This window comes from Mesorhizobium sp. KACC 23794 (assembly GCF_052180275.1).
In the GTDB taxonomy this organism is placed as follows: domain Bacteria; phylum Pseudomonadota; class Alphaproteobacteria; order Rhizobiales; family Rhizobiaceae; genus Kumtagia.
Genome location: NZ_CP197465.1, coordinates 3,619,548 through 3,632,973, shown reverse-complemented (window position 1 = coordinate 3,632,973; position 13,426 = coordinate 3,619,548). Strand labels below are relative to the sequence as shown.

Below are 13,426 nucleotides of genomic sequence, written 5' to 3'. Positions count from 1 at the left end.
GATCGGAATCCAGTCGTCGAAGCCGCCTCCGGGCGGCTTTTTCGTTTGTAGGGAGACGGCTGGCGATGCCAGCATCCGCTTCGGCGGCGCCCCTAGCACGTCAACCGCAAACGTCGCCCGCGCGCCTGGCCCAGAACAAGACCGGAGCTTCACCTTGTGCCCGGGGCGGCTTCTCCCGATAATGGGCGGAGCGAAAGGAGAAGGCCATGCGAAGGATGTTGTGCGCCGTCCCGATGCTTCTTCTGGCATCCGCCGCCGGCGCGGACCCGGCCTACACCGTCACCAACATGACCTGCAAGGCGGTCCAGGCGGCAGTGAAATCGAGCGGCTCGGCGATCCTGCACTATCGCTCCAAGTCGAATCCCGGCCTGCCCCTCTACAGCCGCTACGTATCCGACGCGAGCTATTGCGATTCCCGCACGACCATCGCCTATGGCAGCGTGCCGTCGGCGGACAACAAATCCTGCCCCGTCAAGAAGTGCATCGCGGCCTACTGAGAAGAGCAGTTCGGCTCGCAGTTAGCCGGCTCATCATCGCCGGCGACGACGGGGAAATCTCGTTGCGAAAAAGCGGAATTGGGGGCCGGCCGGCGATCTGGCAGCGGTACGAGGAGGCCACTGTGTGCCAGCGCCGGCCGGCCGACCCCACGGACCCAGGAGATGCGGCGGACCTGAGCATCATGGGGTAACTTTGTCCGCGCCGACTTTGTCTGATAAATTGCGGCGCTTTGTTGTCCCGGAACCGATGGTCGCGCAAGAAGACTTCAAAATCAATAGTTTCTTAACCAAACTGCGCAAATCGTGGCGGTTAAGGTAAATGCGAAACCATTGCCGACGAAATTCAAACGGTCAAAAAGCTTCAGAAACGGCCACAAATCCTGCCGATAAGGCATGCCGTTTCAACATGCTACGACATCGACTTAACGCCCTTTCGAGCTTCTGCCGCGATCGGCTCACGATGTTTTGAAAAATCACGCCGCGTTGGCAACGACCCGGTTGCGGCCGGCGGTCTTGGCTTCGTAGAGGGCCAGGTCGGCGCGTTTCATCAGGTCCTCTACCTTGTCCCGCCTGCGCAGCACGGAGGACACGCCGACGCTGATCGTCACGCCGATCGTCAGTCCGTCCTTGCCCACCGCAAAGGGGTTGCGCTCGATCTCGGCACGGATGCGCTCGGCGACCTTCTCGGCGATCGACGCTTCGGTGTCGGGCATGACGACGACGAACTCCTCGCCGCCGTAGCGGCAGGCGAGGTCTATGCCGCGAACGTTCTTGCGCAGCCGGTAGGCGAATTCGCGCAGCACCTGGTCGCCGCCGTCATGACCGTGCAGGTCGTTGATCCCCTTGAAGCGGTCGAGGTCCAGGATCAGCACGGAAAGCGGCCGCCGCCGCGACACCGCCCGGTCGAACAGCGTCCGCAGATGGCTGTCGAGATAGCGCCGGTTGTGCAGCCCCGTCAGCCCGTCGGTGACCGCCATCTCGATGGTCTGGGTGACGCTGGCGCGCAGATGGTCGTTGTAGCGCTTGCGTTTGACCTGCGTGCGCAGGCGCGCCGTCAACTCATGCTCGTCGATCGGGCGGACCAGATAATCGTTGATGCCGAGCTCCAGCCCGCGGATGATGCGGTTCTCGTCTCCGACATCGGCGAGCAGGATGATCGGCAGGAAGCGCGTGCGGTCGACAGAACGAAGCTGCGAGCAGAGCCGAAGAGGGTCGTGGTCGGCAAACGCCGTCGAGATCAGCACGCATTCGTAGGGCGTCTCGGTGGCCTGGAAGAAGCCGGCCTGCGGATCGGTGACCACGTCCAGATCGGCTTTTCCCGACAAAAACCGGCTTATGCTGTCGCCGGAGGCCGGCCGCTCGTCGATGAGCAGCACCTTGGGCATTACCCCGTCTTCCGGCAACCTGCGCGACAACAGTTCCTCGATGCCGATGTTGCGCGTCGTCGCCGCGCGCAGCCGCAATTCGTCCGTCAGCATCTTCAGCCGCACCAGGCTTTTCACGCGCGTCATCAGTTGCAGGTCGTTGACCGGCTTGGTCAGGAAATCGTCGGCACCGGCCTCGAGCCCGCTGACCCGATCGGAGGTCTGTCCGAGCGCCGTGATCATCACCACCGGGATATGCGCCGTCGCGGGGTCGGCCTTCAGCCGGCGGCAGACCTCGAACCCGTCCATGCCGGGCATCATCACGTCGAGCAGCACCACGTCGACCTTGCCGTTCTCGCAGGTCTCGATCGCTTCTTCGCCGTTCGACGCCGTCAGCACCTCGAAATATTCGGCGAGCAGCCGCACTTCGAGGAGCTTCACATTCGCGGGGATGTCGTCGACGACGAGGATGCGCGCGGTCATCGGCTACGAAGGCTCCGGGATGTGGATGCGGGCGACGATCATGCGTCGCCCAGATAGGATTTTATCGTCTCGATGAAGCGCGGCACCGAGATCGGCTTGGATATATAGGCCTCGCAGCCCCCCTGTCGAATGCGCTCCTCGTCGCCCTTCATGGCGAAAGCCGTCACGGCGATCACCGGGATGGTGTGCAGGTCGTCATCCTGCTTCAGCCATTTCGTCACCTCGAGGCCGGAAACTTCGGGCAGTTGGATGTCCATCAGGATGAGATCCGGCCGATGCGCGCGCGCAAGGTCCAGCGCCTCGAGCCCGTTGCGCGTGCGCACCGTCTCGTAGCCGCTCGCCTCGATGAGGTCGCGGAAGAGCTTCATGTTGAGCTCGTTGTCCTCGACGATCATTACCTTCTTGGTCATTGCCCTTTCCCCGACAGGAGCCCCGCCTGTCCACGAATCCCGTCACATACGCGATTCCCATATCAAACCCCGCCGGACCCTAGCCGAAGAACCTTGACGAAACGGAAACCGTTCCGATCGCTTGCAGGAAGCCGGGCGTTGACAGGCTGGTTCAGCGGCTTGCGGGCGGCGGCGGGCGCCGCTACTGCATCACATAGGGATCGAACGTCGGAGTCGCCAGTTGACGCGCAAAACCACTTCCGAGGATGCCGAAGCACTGGCGATTTCGGCGCTGGCCTATGTCGCCGCGGATCCGGTGCTCCTGCCGCGCTTTCTGGCGTTGACCGGCATCGATGCGCAGGCGATCCGGCACGCGGCGCGCGAACCGGGATTCCTCGCCGGGGTGCTGCGCTTCGTGCTCGCCCACGAGCCGACGCTGATCGACTTCGCCGGGCATGCGGGCATCACTCCGGCATCGGTCGGCGAGGCGCTGAAGGCACTGCCGACAGGCGACGACCGATATCTGGCGTCGACATGAGCGAGGATCCTGAGACCGCGCGGCAGATCGCGGAACTGTCGCTGGACACCAGGCCGCTGCTGGTGCTCGACGTCGATGACGTGCTGCTGGAGTTCCTGCGGCCGTTTACGCTCTATCTGGAAGCACAAGGGCTCGACCTGTCGCTGGCGACATTCCGGCTGCACGGCAATATCAGCATCAGGAAAACCGGAGAAGTGCTTGAGCGCGAACCGGTTTCGGCGCTGATCGATACATTCTTCGGCGCTCAGGCAGAATGGCAGTCGCCGCTCGACCGCGCTGTCGAGACGATCGCCGGCCTGGCGAAGAGCGCCGAGATCGTCATGCTGACGGCGATGCCGCACCGTCACCGCGCCGCACGCCGCGCGCATCTAGACCGGCTCGGCTTCCCCTACCCGCTTCTGACCACCGAAACGGCCAAGGGCCCGGCGATCCGCGCGCTGCGCGGCGCCACGCCGCGCCCTGTCGCCTTCGTCGACGACATTCCGCACAATCTGGTGTCGGTGCGTAGCGCTGTCAGCGAAGCGCACCTCTTTCACCTGATGGCGATGCCGTCGATGCGTTCGCTGCTGCCGCCGCTGCCCGAACGGATCGAGATCGTCGACGACTGGCGGGCGGCAGGCCCGAGGATCGCGACGGCGCTGGGACTCTGACTTGGCGCCGAACGGCCAGCCGCGTCACGCCACCGAGAAATCGGCATTGGTCAGGGCGAGGCCCGCCGTGATCGTCGCGAACAGGATACCTGCGGTCGATCCGGTGCCGTCGGCATCGTAAAACAGCCGGCCGAGATCCGTCTCATAGACGATGCGATCGCTGGCGTCGCCCGCAAGCCCTGTCAGGTTGGCGCGAAACGCCGAGGCGGCGAGCACGCCGGGGGTCAGCGCCTTGAAGATCGAGTCGGAGAGCAGAAAACGGTCGTCGGCGACGCTGAAGTCCGTGATCTTGTCCACATTGCCGGACCCCAGCGCCGTGGCGAACACAAAAGTGTCGTTGCCGGACAGCCCGCGCAGCGTATCGCTGCCGCCCTTGCCCTCCAGCCGGTTGTCGCCGTAGTTGCCGGTGATCTCCTGGGCGAATTCGTTGCCGGTGAGGCTGATCGACGTCGTCTCTGTCGAACTGCTGGTGGTCAGAATCTCGACATGCACGCCGGTTCCGAGCGCGTAACCGACACCTGCCATGACCCGGTCGGACGCGCCTTGCGACGACGTTTCGACAATGACGTCGCCGGCATTGAAAACGCGATAGATGTCGTTGCCGCCGAGCCCGCGCAGGATGTCCGCCTTGCCCGTCCCGCCATCGTGCAGGATGTTGGCGCCGGCATTGCCGGTTATGTCCTGCTTCAGCGCGTTGCCCGTCAGGTCAATCGCCGTCGTGCCGGCGGCGTTGTCGGTGGTCATGACCTCGACATAGACGCCGGCCCCGAGCGCGTAGTCGACCGCAGCGATCACCTTGTCGGCAGCGCCTTGCGACGAGGTCTCGACGATCAGGTCGCCGCTGTTGAACACACGGTAGGTATCGTTGCCGCCGAGCCCGCGCAGGATGTCCGCCGCGCCCTTGCCGCCGTCATGCAGGATGTTGCTGCCGGCATTGCCGGTGATGTCCTGCTTGAGCGTGTTGCCGGTGAGGTCGATACCAGCGGTCGCGGTCGAACCGTTGGTGGTCATGATCTCGACATAGACGCCGGCGCCGAGCACATAGTCGACGGCCGCCGCCACACGGTCGGCCGCGCCGCCGGTCGCGGTTTCGGCGATCTTTGAACCGGACGTATAGATCTGGTAGGCGTCGTTGCCGCCCAGGCCCTTCAACGTATCGGCCTTGCCGGCACCGTCGCGCAGCACGTTGGCGGCGTAATTACCGATCAACGTGTCGGCACCCTTGCCTCCGACCGCATTTTCGATCACCGCGCCGACGGCGATGGAGACATTGCCCTTGAAACCGCCAATGTTTGAAAACTTGCCGTCGCGCAGGTCGACGACCTGGTTCTGCGAGAATCCCGAGACGTTGAGCGTGTCGACGCCGCCGCCATCCCAGATGCACAGGACCGGGTCCGTGTTCTCCGTGAAATCGTAGACGTCGCCGGTGTTGGCGCCAAAACCGTAGATGGAGTTGCCGGCCCGCGTCGACATGTTGGCCCCGTAGAGCTGCTGCAGCGCCAGCACGTCGAAAAGCATCAGCGTGTCCGGGTCGCTGCCGAAGGCCTCGGTGGTATTGGTCTCGAGGAAATAGCTCATAACCGTGTATTGGTAGGAGTCCTCGATGAACTGCGCATGGTCGTCGTAGTTTATGTCGACGCCCGGCGCTGCATTGTAGTCGCCGGGGTGCGCGAAGCCGATCGCATGGCCGATCTCGTGCAGGACGGTCGAATAGGAATAGGTGCCGCGCTCCAGATCGGTGGTGGACACGCTCTCGGTGTTGAAACGCACGTCGCCACTGGCAGCCGACGACGATGTATCGTCCGGGTAAAGCGCATAGGCGCCCGATCCATCGGATGTGGATTTGTAATTCGAAAACAGCATCGTGGCATTGTTGGTCGTGCCGCTCGGGTTGACCCGGGTGAACGTGATGTTGGCGATCTCCTCATAGTCGCCCAGCGCCATTTCGACCGCCGCGATCTGCTTCGCACTCAACTGGCTGAACGGCGCACTGTTGTTCGCCGCGTCGGTGCTGCCGACAAAACTCGCGCGCACGCCCCAGGTGACCGTCGCTGGCGTTCCCGGCGTGCTCCACGACAGGACGATGCTGGTCAGGTCGCCTGCCCCCATCATCGTGTCGTAGTGGGCCCGGCTGCCCAGCACCGCTGAAATACCGTACTGGCCGGCGGAATCGTCGTCGAAGGGACCGGCGTCCAGGTAATAGGTGCCGGTCGTGGTCGCCCTGTAGGTGATGCTCGAAAACTGGTCTGGACCGCCGTCATCATCCTCTTCCAACAGCGCGCCGTTGCTGTTGCGAAGCCGCAGATACGGATCCTCCAGGCTATTGTTGGTGACGCCGGTGGCGGCGAGCGCGAAGGTGTAGGTCTGCCCGGCGACGAGATTGACCTTGTACCAGTCGTGTTCGGTGACGCCGCCGCTTCTGGTCAGGTAACCCTGCGCAGTCTGGCCGATGCCCAGTGTATAGCTCGTGTTCTTGCTTGCCGCAGCGTCAGCCGTCTCAATGATATCCGGCATTTCCAGCCCTCAATTCTTCCTTCGACCGCTTATGGCACAGGCCATCCCGGGCCGATAGACTCCCGCGGGCACTTCCGCAGGTTGCAGAATGAACAAAAATGCCGGGGCCGCCGCCTGATCCCGACAAGCGTTGCGGATATCTGGCAAAACACCCTACGATCCTGGCGGGCGGCCCTCACCGAGTTCCAGCCTCATCAGCGGACGGCCGGCCTTGCGCTCGGCCATGCGCGAAAAACCGGCCTTTTCGAACACCCGCGTCGAGCCGACGAACAGCCCGACGGAGCGGGAATCCTTGGATTGGTCGATGGGACAGGCCTCCAACAGCCGCGCCCCGCTTTCCCGGGCGAACGCAACACCCGCTCCGACCAGCCGGTGCGATAGCCCCCTGCCCCGCGCCGCGTTGCGGATGAAGAAACAGGAAATCGCCCAGACTTGGCCGTCTGCGCCATGGTCCGGTTTCAGCGGCGCCGAAACGCGTCCGGCATTGTTCCACTCGGGCACGTCGGCGCGCGGGCCGATCTGCATCCAGCCGACCGCCTTGCCGTCCTCGAAGGCAAGCAGGCCGGGCGGCGGGCCGGCCTCTATGCGAGCTCGGATATGATCCTTGTTACGCTGCCGGTCATTCTCCCGGCGGACCGCCGGCCGCAATCGGAAATGCGTGCACCAGCAGCCATAGCAGGCGCCCTGCTTGCCGAACAGATCCTCGAACGCCGGCCACAAGTCTGGCGTCAGCGGCTTGACCGTTTCCGTCATGACCTCCTCCGTCGCAACGCCTTGCAGGTGGCGTGCCGCTGTCCTATCATCCGCAATGTTCTGTTTATGTTCGCATCGATGGCAAAGCCTGTCAACAACCCCGACCACGGCTTCTGCCGCGACTGCCTGACGCTTCAGCCAGGCCTCGCGATGCGTTGTGCGCAATGCGGCAGCCCGCGGCTCGCCCGCCATCCGGAGCTTTACGGGCTGCATCTCGCCCATATCGATTGCGACGCCTTCTACGCCGCCGTCGAAAAACGCGACAATCCCGAGTTGCGCGACAAGCCGCTCATCATCGGCGGCGGCAAACGCGGCGTGGTCTCCACCGCCTGCTACATCGCCCGGATCAAGGGGGTGCGTTCGGCAATGCCGATGTTCAAGGCGCTGGAAGCCTGCCCGGAAGCGATCGTCATTGCGCCGGACATGGAAAAATACGTGCGCGTCGGCCGCGAGGTGCGCACCATGATGCAGGCCTTGACCCCGCTCGTCGAGCCGCTGTCGATCGACGAGGCGTTTCTCGACCTCGGCGGCACCGAGCGCCTGCATGGCCGCCCGCCGGCGCTGGTGCTGGCCGATTTCGCGCGCACGGTGGAGAAGGAGGTCGGCATCACGATTTCCATCGGCCTCTCCTACTGCAAGTTCCTGGCCAAGGTGGCTTCCGACCTGAAGAAGCCGCGTGGCCTGGCCATCCTCGGCGAGAAGGAGGCGTTCTCGTTTCTCGCCGGCCAGCCGGTGACGCTGATCTGGGGCGTCGGAAAAGCCTTTGCAGCGACGCTGGAGCAGGACGGTATCCGCACGATCGGCCAGTTGCAAAAGATGGAGCGCGGCGACCTGATGCGGCGCTACGGCACGATGGGCGACCGCCTCTACCGGCTGGCGCGCGCCGAGGACGCCCGCCAGGTGCATCCCGACAGCGACGCCAAGAGCGTTTCGGCCGAAACCACCTTCGACACCGACCTCGCCTCGATGGCCGACCTCGTGCCGGTGCTGCGGGCGCTCTCGGAAAAAGTCTCGACGCGGCTGAAGAAGGCGCATATCGCCGGCCGCACCGTCGTGCTGAAGCTGAAGACGCAGGATTTCAGGCTCCGCACCCGCAACCGACAGCTCGCCGACCCGACGCGGCTTGCCGACCGAATCTTCCAGACCGGCCTGCAGCTTCTCGAGAAGGAGGCGGACGGCACGAAATACCGGCTGCTCGGCATCGGCGTCAGCGACCTTTCCGATGACGGCCGCGCCGATCCGCCCGACCTGATCGACGAGCAGGCGCGCAAGCGGGCGATGGCGGAAGGCGCGATCGACACGCTGCGCGACAAGTTCGGCCGCAAGGCGGTGGAGACCGGCTATACATTCGGGACCGGGCATCGCGGCCGCCCGCTGCGTCCCGGCGAGGATGACGAGGCGCCCGAGGTGCGGCATCCGTGGGAGCGCATCTAGCCGGTCGTTCGAACCAGGGTTCGGCTCGGGTGCAAGTCCAATGATGGATTTGCGGTAGAGCGCCAGCCTTTCGCGCACACGCCGATGGGACGGCAAGCCGATTGCCGGGGCAATCGCAGCACGATACATTCGCCGCGATATCCGGAAGGGAGATGTTTGCCATGGTGACACGCGGGTTCGGCAGCCGGCAGCCGCCAGGCGAAACGTCCGACCGGCTTCCACCGGGCCAGTATCTCACCGAGGATTTTCCCGTCCTCTCCGCCGGGCCTACGCCGCGCGTAAAAACCGAGGACTGGAGCTTTACGCTGAAGATCGGGCCGAAGCCGGTCGCGAAATGGACCTGGGACGAATTCGGCCGCCTGCCGATCAGCCGCATGACCCGCGACATCCACTGCGTCACCGCCTGGTCGAAGTTCGACACCCATTGGGAGGGCGTGCTGGTCGACGACATTCTTGCCGAGGCCGGCATCGAGACGCCGAAACCCTATACGCTGGCACACTCCTTCGACGGCTACACGACCAATGTGCCGACTGACGATCTCATTGGCGGCAAGGCGATGGTGGCGATCCGCTACGAGGGCAAGCCGATCTCCGCCGACCACGGCGGGCCGGCGCGTCTCCTCGTGCCGCATCTCTATTTCTGGAAATCCGCAAAGTGGATCGACGGGCTGCAGTTCATCGACCAGGACACCGGCGGTTTCTGGGAACTGCGCGGCTACCACATATACGGCGATCCGTGGCGCGAGCAGCGCTATACGGATGACTGACGCCGCGCCGGGTACCACTCGGCCAGTCCACTGGCAGCCGGCCACGATCACGAAAATCGTCCGGCAAACGCCGCGGGTCATCAGCTTTTTCATCCGCCCGGCCACGCCCTTCTCGTGGCGCCCCGGCCAGCATGCCGACGTTCGCCTGACGGCGCCGGACGGCTATACGGCGCAGCGCAGCTATTCGATCGCCAATGTCCCGGAAAGTGGCAAGGAGATCGAAGTTGCCATCGAACGGCTGGACGACGGCGAGGTCTCATCGTTCTTCCACGCGGTGGCGGCGGCCGGCGACGAGATCGAGATCAAGACGCCGCTCGGCGGCCATTTCGTGTGGGAGGTCGCGGATAGCGGCCCGCTGCTGCTCGTCGGCGGCGGATCGGGCGTCGTGCCGCTGATGAGCATGCTGCGCCACCGCGCCGCGCGAAACGCGCGCGTGCCGGCCGCCCTGCTCTATTCGTCGCGCAACTGGGACGAGGTGATTTTTCGCGACGAATTGCTGGCGCTGGAGGCGCGCGACGACGGTTTCGCCCTGACTTTCGCCATCACGCGCGAACCGGCGAGGCGCGCGCAGGATTTGTCGCGGCGCATCGATCCCGCGGCGGTCCAGACGGTGCTTGCCGGCCTTCCCGCGGCGCCTGCGCATGTCTTCGTCTGCGGCAACAACGCCTTTGTCTCGACCGCCGCCGATGCGCTCGTCGCTGCCGGCGTAGCGCCCGAACGGATCAGGACGGAGCGCTTCGGGCAGTAACGCCGTCTGCTTGCGCACGCTGCGGCCGGTTCCTCTACTGCTTCACACCGCTGTTGTCGAACCGTCATTTTCCTGTGGCAGAGACTCCGGCAGCAAGCCCGGAGCCAGCCGATGACCGACCGCCAGAAAACCCGCCAGCGCCCTACCCGACGCCAGAATTTCGGCCAGACCTATGGCTCCGTGCTGGCCGACGGCGTGAGCCGCCGCACCGTGCTCAAGGGTTTTCTCGCCTCGACCGCACTGGCCGCGATCGGCTCCGCCTCGGCGCCGGCCGGCGCGAAGGCCGGAGAAAACGTCTCCAGCCTCAAGTTCACCGAGCTGACCCGCGTCCGCGACAACACCGACCATTGGCCGGAAGGCTACGACCGGCAGGTATTGTTGCGCTGGGGCGATGCGATCTTCTCCGACAGCCCGGCCTTCGACCTCGCCACGCTCGACGGACCCGCGGCGGAACACCAGTTCGGCTACAATAACGACTTCACCGCCTTCATCCCGCTGCCGCATGGCTCGCATAGCTCGGATCATGGCCTGCTGGTCGTCAGCCACGAATATGTCGACCCCTACCTGATGTTTCCCGGCCTCACCGACGAGGATTTTCGCGAAAAGCTCTCCGACGCGCAGATCCGCGCGATCATGGCCGCGACCGGCGTCAGCATCGTCGAGGTCAGGCGCAACGGCAACGCATGGGAGGTTGTGAAGGACGGCCAATACAACCACCGCGTCCATATGGGCACCGAGATGGCGATCTCCGGTCCGGCGGCGGGCGACGACCGGCTGAAGACCAAGGCCGACCCGACCGGCAGAACCGTGTTCGGCACCATCTCCAACTGCAATGGCGGCATCACGCCGTGGGGCACGATGCTGTCAGGCGAGGAAGGCGCGATGGACGTCTTCGCCGGCGACCACAAGACCTTGCCCGACCAGGAACTGGTCGAGCGCCAGGGCTGGGACGAGGAGGAAAACGACCTCTATTCGCTGTCGCGCCTTGAGCCGCGCTTCAAGTTCGAGGAAGAGCCGAACGAGTGGATGAAGTTCGACTGGGTGGTCGAGATCGACCCGTTCGATCCCGCTGCCAAGCCGGTCAAGCGCACCGCGCTCGGCCGCTTCACCCATGAAGGCGCGCAGGTAGCGCTGGCGCCGGACGGCCGCGTCGTCATCTATATGGGCGACGACGACGATTTCGAATATCTCTACCGCTTCGTCACGCGCGACAAATACAATCCGAACGACCGCGCCGCCAACAAGGACCTGCTCGACAGCGGCACGTTGTCGGTAGCTAAATTTTCCAGCGACGGCAGCGTCGAGTGGTTGCCGCTGGTCGCCGGCCAGGGTCCGCTGACGGCGGAGGCAGGTTTCGCCACGCAGGCCGACGTGGTGCTCAACACCCGCGCCGCCGCCGATCTGCTCGACGCGACGCCGATGGATGGGCCGGAAGGGTTTATCCCGCACACCGGCACCGGAAAGCTCTACGTGGCGATGACCGAGAATGAGGACCGCTTGCCCGCCGGCGGCGGCGACGAGAGCGAGACCATCAACGTCGCCAACCCGCGCGGCCCGAATCCCAACGGACACCTGCTCGAGCTGGTGCCGCCCGGCGCGCCGGAGAAACCCGATCATGCGGCGGAAAAATTCACCTGGGACGTGTTCGTGCTGTGCGGCGATCCGGCCGTGCCCGCCGACGAATGCCGCTACCATCCTGAAACCACCGCCAATGGCTGGTTCACCGATCCCGACAATATCGGCGTCGACCCGGCCGGCCGCATCTGGGTAACCACCGACGGCCCTCCGCCCGAGGGTCTCGCCGACGCGCTTTATGCCATGGACACGGAAGGCCCCGGCCGGGCGCTGCCGAAACTCTTCTACATCCCGCCGGTCGGCTCGGAATGCTGCTCGCCCGCCTTCACGCCGGACGGAACCACGCTGTTCGTGTCGGTCCAGCATCCCGGCGCGCTGCGCCTCGACGACAACGAGGACGCGACGTCGGTTGCCGATGCCGGTACCAACTGGCCGGATTTCGTCAACGGCATGCCGGCGCGCCCGTCGCTGGTGGTTATCACGAAACAGGATAAGGGTGTGATCGGGAGCTGAGCCGGTTGGGCCGGCTTGACCGACAGATGGCCCGGCCCATCCAATTCAACGTCACCCGCCGGCAGGTCAAGGCAAACAGCCCTCGGTATAATGCCGGAAGTTGCAGGGACGAGCGCCACGGCAGTCATCACAAACATCCAAGGATTATTTTCCTAGGATTATTTACATCCATGCCGATCGGTGCGATAGTCGCGCTGGCCTTTTCCGGAGGACGCGGCGGCGATGGACGGGACTGCGGCAATCGAGCGCAACTGGGAGGCGCTGAAGCGCCTGCTCGCCATGCTCGTCGGCATGGCTGAAGTGGGTTTTGGGACCGGGCTGGGCACTGGGGGACAGTTTACTTTCTTTGGGCAGGAAGACGCAGCCGCTTCAAGGTTGGCGCGGGCCGAAAAAAGTAAACTGTCCCCGGCACTTACCCTCCCCCGCCATCTCTACCGCGCCATATTGCGACTGCTGCGTCCGGCCGAGGCTGCCGCGCGGCGGCTGATCATCGCGGCGGCTCACGGGATTGTCGTGGTATTGCCGCCGGTTCGCCCCCGCAAGCCGACGCCCGCGATGCGGCGAGGCCCCCGCGCCTTCTTGCCGGTAGGGCCGAAGAAACGTCCAAAACCCGCCCTGCGCACGATGAGCCTGTCGCTCCTCGATCCGCTGCGGCGACCGTTCCGTCCCTGCCATCGTCATATGCCCGCGCACGCCATCCCGCGCGTCATGTCCCTCGATTTCGGCTCGCCGTACCGCCCCCTGCCGCCGCCTCCGTCGCCCGACGATCCGATCGACGCGGCGCGGCTGGCCTTGCGCCTGGAGGCGCTGGCCTCGGCACTCGACGACCTGCCGGGCCAGGCAAATCGCTTCGCCCGCTGGAAAGCCCGACGCGACGCCGCGCCGGCGCAGGAAAAATCCGACGCCGACCGATCCCGGCGCCTCTCGCCGCTGCGGCGCGGATGTCCGCCTGGCGGCCGGCTGTCGCGCTACGACCCGTCCGCCACCCATTCCCGCAGAATCCGCGAGGTCGACGAAATCCTGGCGCACGCCCATGCGCTGGCGGTGTACGCGCTGGAGCGCGCCGACACGTCGTGACGGCGCCCTCGGCGGGTGTGAAAACAAAAATCGACGGCCACAGCGGATTTTCTGCTGCGTGGCGACGATCCGTGCTGCCCGCGAGGACCATCGCTCGTCTGGCGGCCAAGCCGGCCAAACCTGC

General features: G+C 65.0%; 12 protein-coding genes. 8 read left to right on the top strand and 4 right to left on the bottom strand.

The features are described 5' to 3' along the window. Nucleotides 1-206: 206 nt before the first annotated feature. Nucleotides 207-497 carry a hypothetical protein gene (locus ACSBOB_RS17755; RefSeq protein WP_442577429.1) on the top strand — a complete coding sequence of 97 codons (291 nt, stop codon included), beginning with the start codon at nt 207-209 and terminating at the stop codon, nt 495-497. 473 nt (nt 498-970) lie between these two features. On the opposite strand, the gene ACSBOB_RS17750 is transcribed toward ACSBOB_RS17755, so the two are convergent. Next, the gene (locus tag ACSBOB_RS17750) at nt 971-2,344 is read right to left on the bottom strand and encodes a PleD family two-component system response regulator (protein WP_442577428.1); all 1,374 of its coding nucleotides are present in this window, start codon (nt 2,342-2,344) and stop codon (nt 971-973) included. 38 nt (nt 2,345-2,382) lie between these two features. Next, the gene (locus tag ACSBOB_RS17745; protein WP_442577427.1) at nt 2,383-2,754 is read right to left on the bottom strand and encodes a response regulator; all 372 of its coding nucleotides are present in this window, start codon (nt 2,752-2,754) and stop codon (nt 2,383-2,385) included. Between the two features lie 220 nt (nt 2,755-2,974). Here ACSBOB_RS17745 and ACSBOB_RS17740 point away from each other — a divergent pair, with 220 nt between their 5' ends. Together ACSBOB_RS17740 and ACSBOB_RS17735 are read left to right on the top strand one after the other, a co-directional pair. Then, nucleotides 2,975-3,271 (top strand): DUF3572 domain-containing protein, encoded by a 297-nt coding sequence (locus tag ACSBOB_RS17740; protein ID WP_442577426.1) that lies wholly within the window; start codon nt 2,975-2,977, stop codon nt 3,269-3,271. Then, entirely contained in the window at nt 3,268-3,921 is a 654-nt protein-coding gene (locus tag ACSBOB_RS17735) for a hypothetical protein (RefSeq protein WP_442577425.1), read from the top strand. Before ACSBOB_RS17740 ends, ACSBOB_RS17735 begins: the two co-directional genes overlap by 4 nt. Before the next feature lie 24 nt (nt 3,922-3,945). Here the strand turns inward: ACSBOB_RS17735 and ACSBOB_RS17730 are convergent, their stop codons facing one another. Continuing rightward, nucleotides 3,946-6,435 (bottom strand): M10 family metallopeptidase C-terminal domain-containing protein, encoded by a 2,490-nt coding sequence (locus tag ACSBOB_RS17730; protein WP_442577424.1) that lies wholly within the window; start codon nt 6,433-6,435, stop codon nt 3,946-3,948. 153 nt (nt 6,436-6,588) lie between these two features. Then, the gene (locus ACSBOB_RS17725; protein WP_442577423.1) at nt 6,589-7,188 is read right to left on the bottom strand and encodes a GNAT family N-acetyltransferase; all 600 of its coding nucleotides are present in this window, start codon (nt 7,186-7,188) and stop codon (nt 6,589-6,591) included. A gap of 66 nt (nt 7,189-7,254) precedes the next feature. Between ACSBOB_RS17725 and ACSBOB_RS17720 the strand changes: the two genes are divergently transcribed. From ACSBOB_RS17720 to ACSBOB_RS17700, 5 genes are all read left to right on the top strand, one after another. Continuing rightward, complete coding sequence (locus tag ACSBOB_RS17720; RefSeq protein WP_442577422.1) at nt 7,255-8,622, top strand: DNA polymerase IV; 1,368 nt, start codon at nt 7,255-7,257, stop codon at nt 8,620-8,622. 161 nt (nt 8,623-8,783) lie between these two features. Further along, nucleotides 8,784-9,389, top strand: coding sequence for a sulfite oxidase-like oxidoreductase (locus ACSBOB_RS17715; RefSeq protein WP_442577421.1), 606 nt, complete (start codon nt 8,784-8,786; stop codon nt 9,387-9,389). Next, nucleotides 9,382-10,137 carry a ferredoxin reductase gene (locus ACSBOB_RS17710; RefSeq protein ID WP_442577420.1) on the top strand — a complete coding sequence of 252 codons (756 nt, stop codon included), beginning with the start codon at nt 9,382-9,384 and terminating at the stop codon, nt 10,135-10,137. Before ACSBOB_RS17715 ends, ACSBOB_RS17710 begins: the two co-directional genes overlap by 8 nt. Nucleotides 10,138-10,248: 111 nt before the next feature. After that, nucleotides 10,249-12,225: a PhoX family protein gene (locus ACSBOB_RS17705; RefSeq protein WP_442577419.1), complete on the top strand. Its 1,977-nt coding sequence runs from the start codon at nt 10,249-10,251 to the stop codon at nt 12,223-12,225. 222 nt (nt 12,226-12,447) lie between these two features. After that, entirely contained in the window at nt 12,448-13,302 is an 855-nt protein-coding gene (locus ACSBOB_RS17700) for a hypothetical protein (protein ID WP_442577418.1), read from the top strand. Nucleotides 13,303-13,426 lie beyond the last annotated feature (124 nt).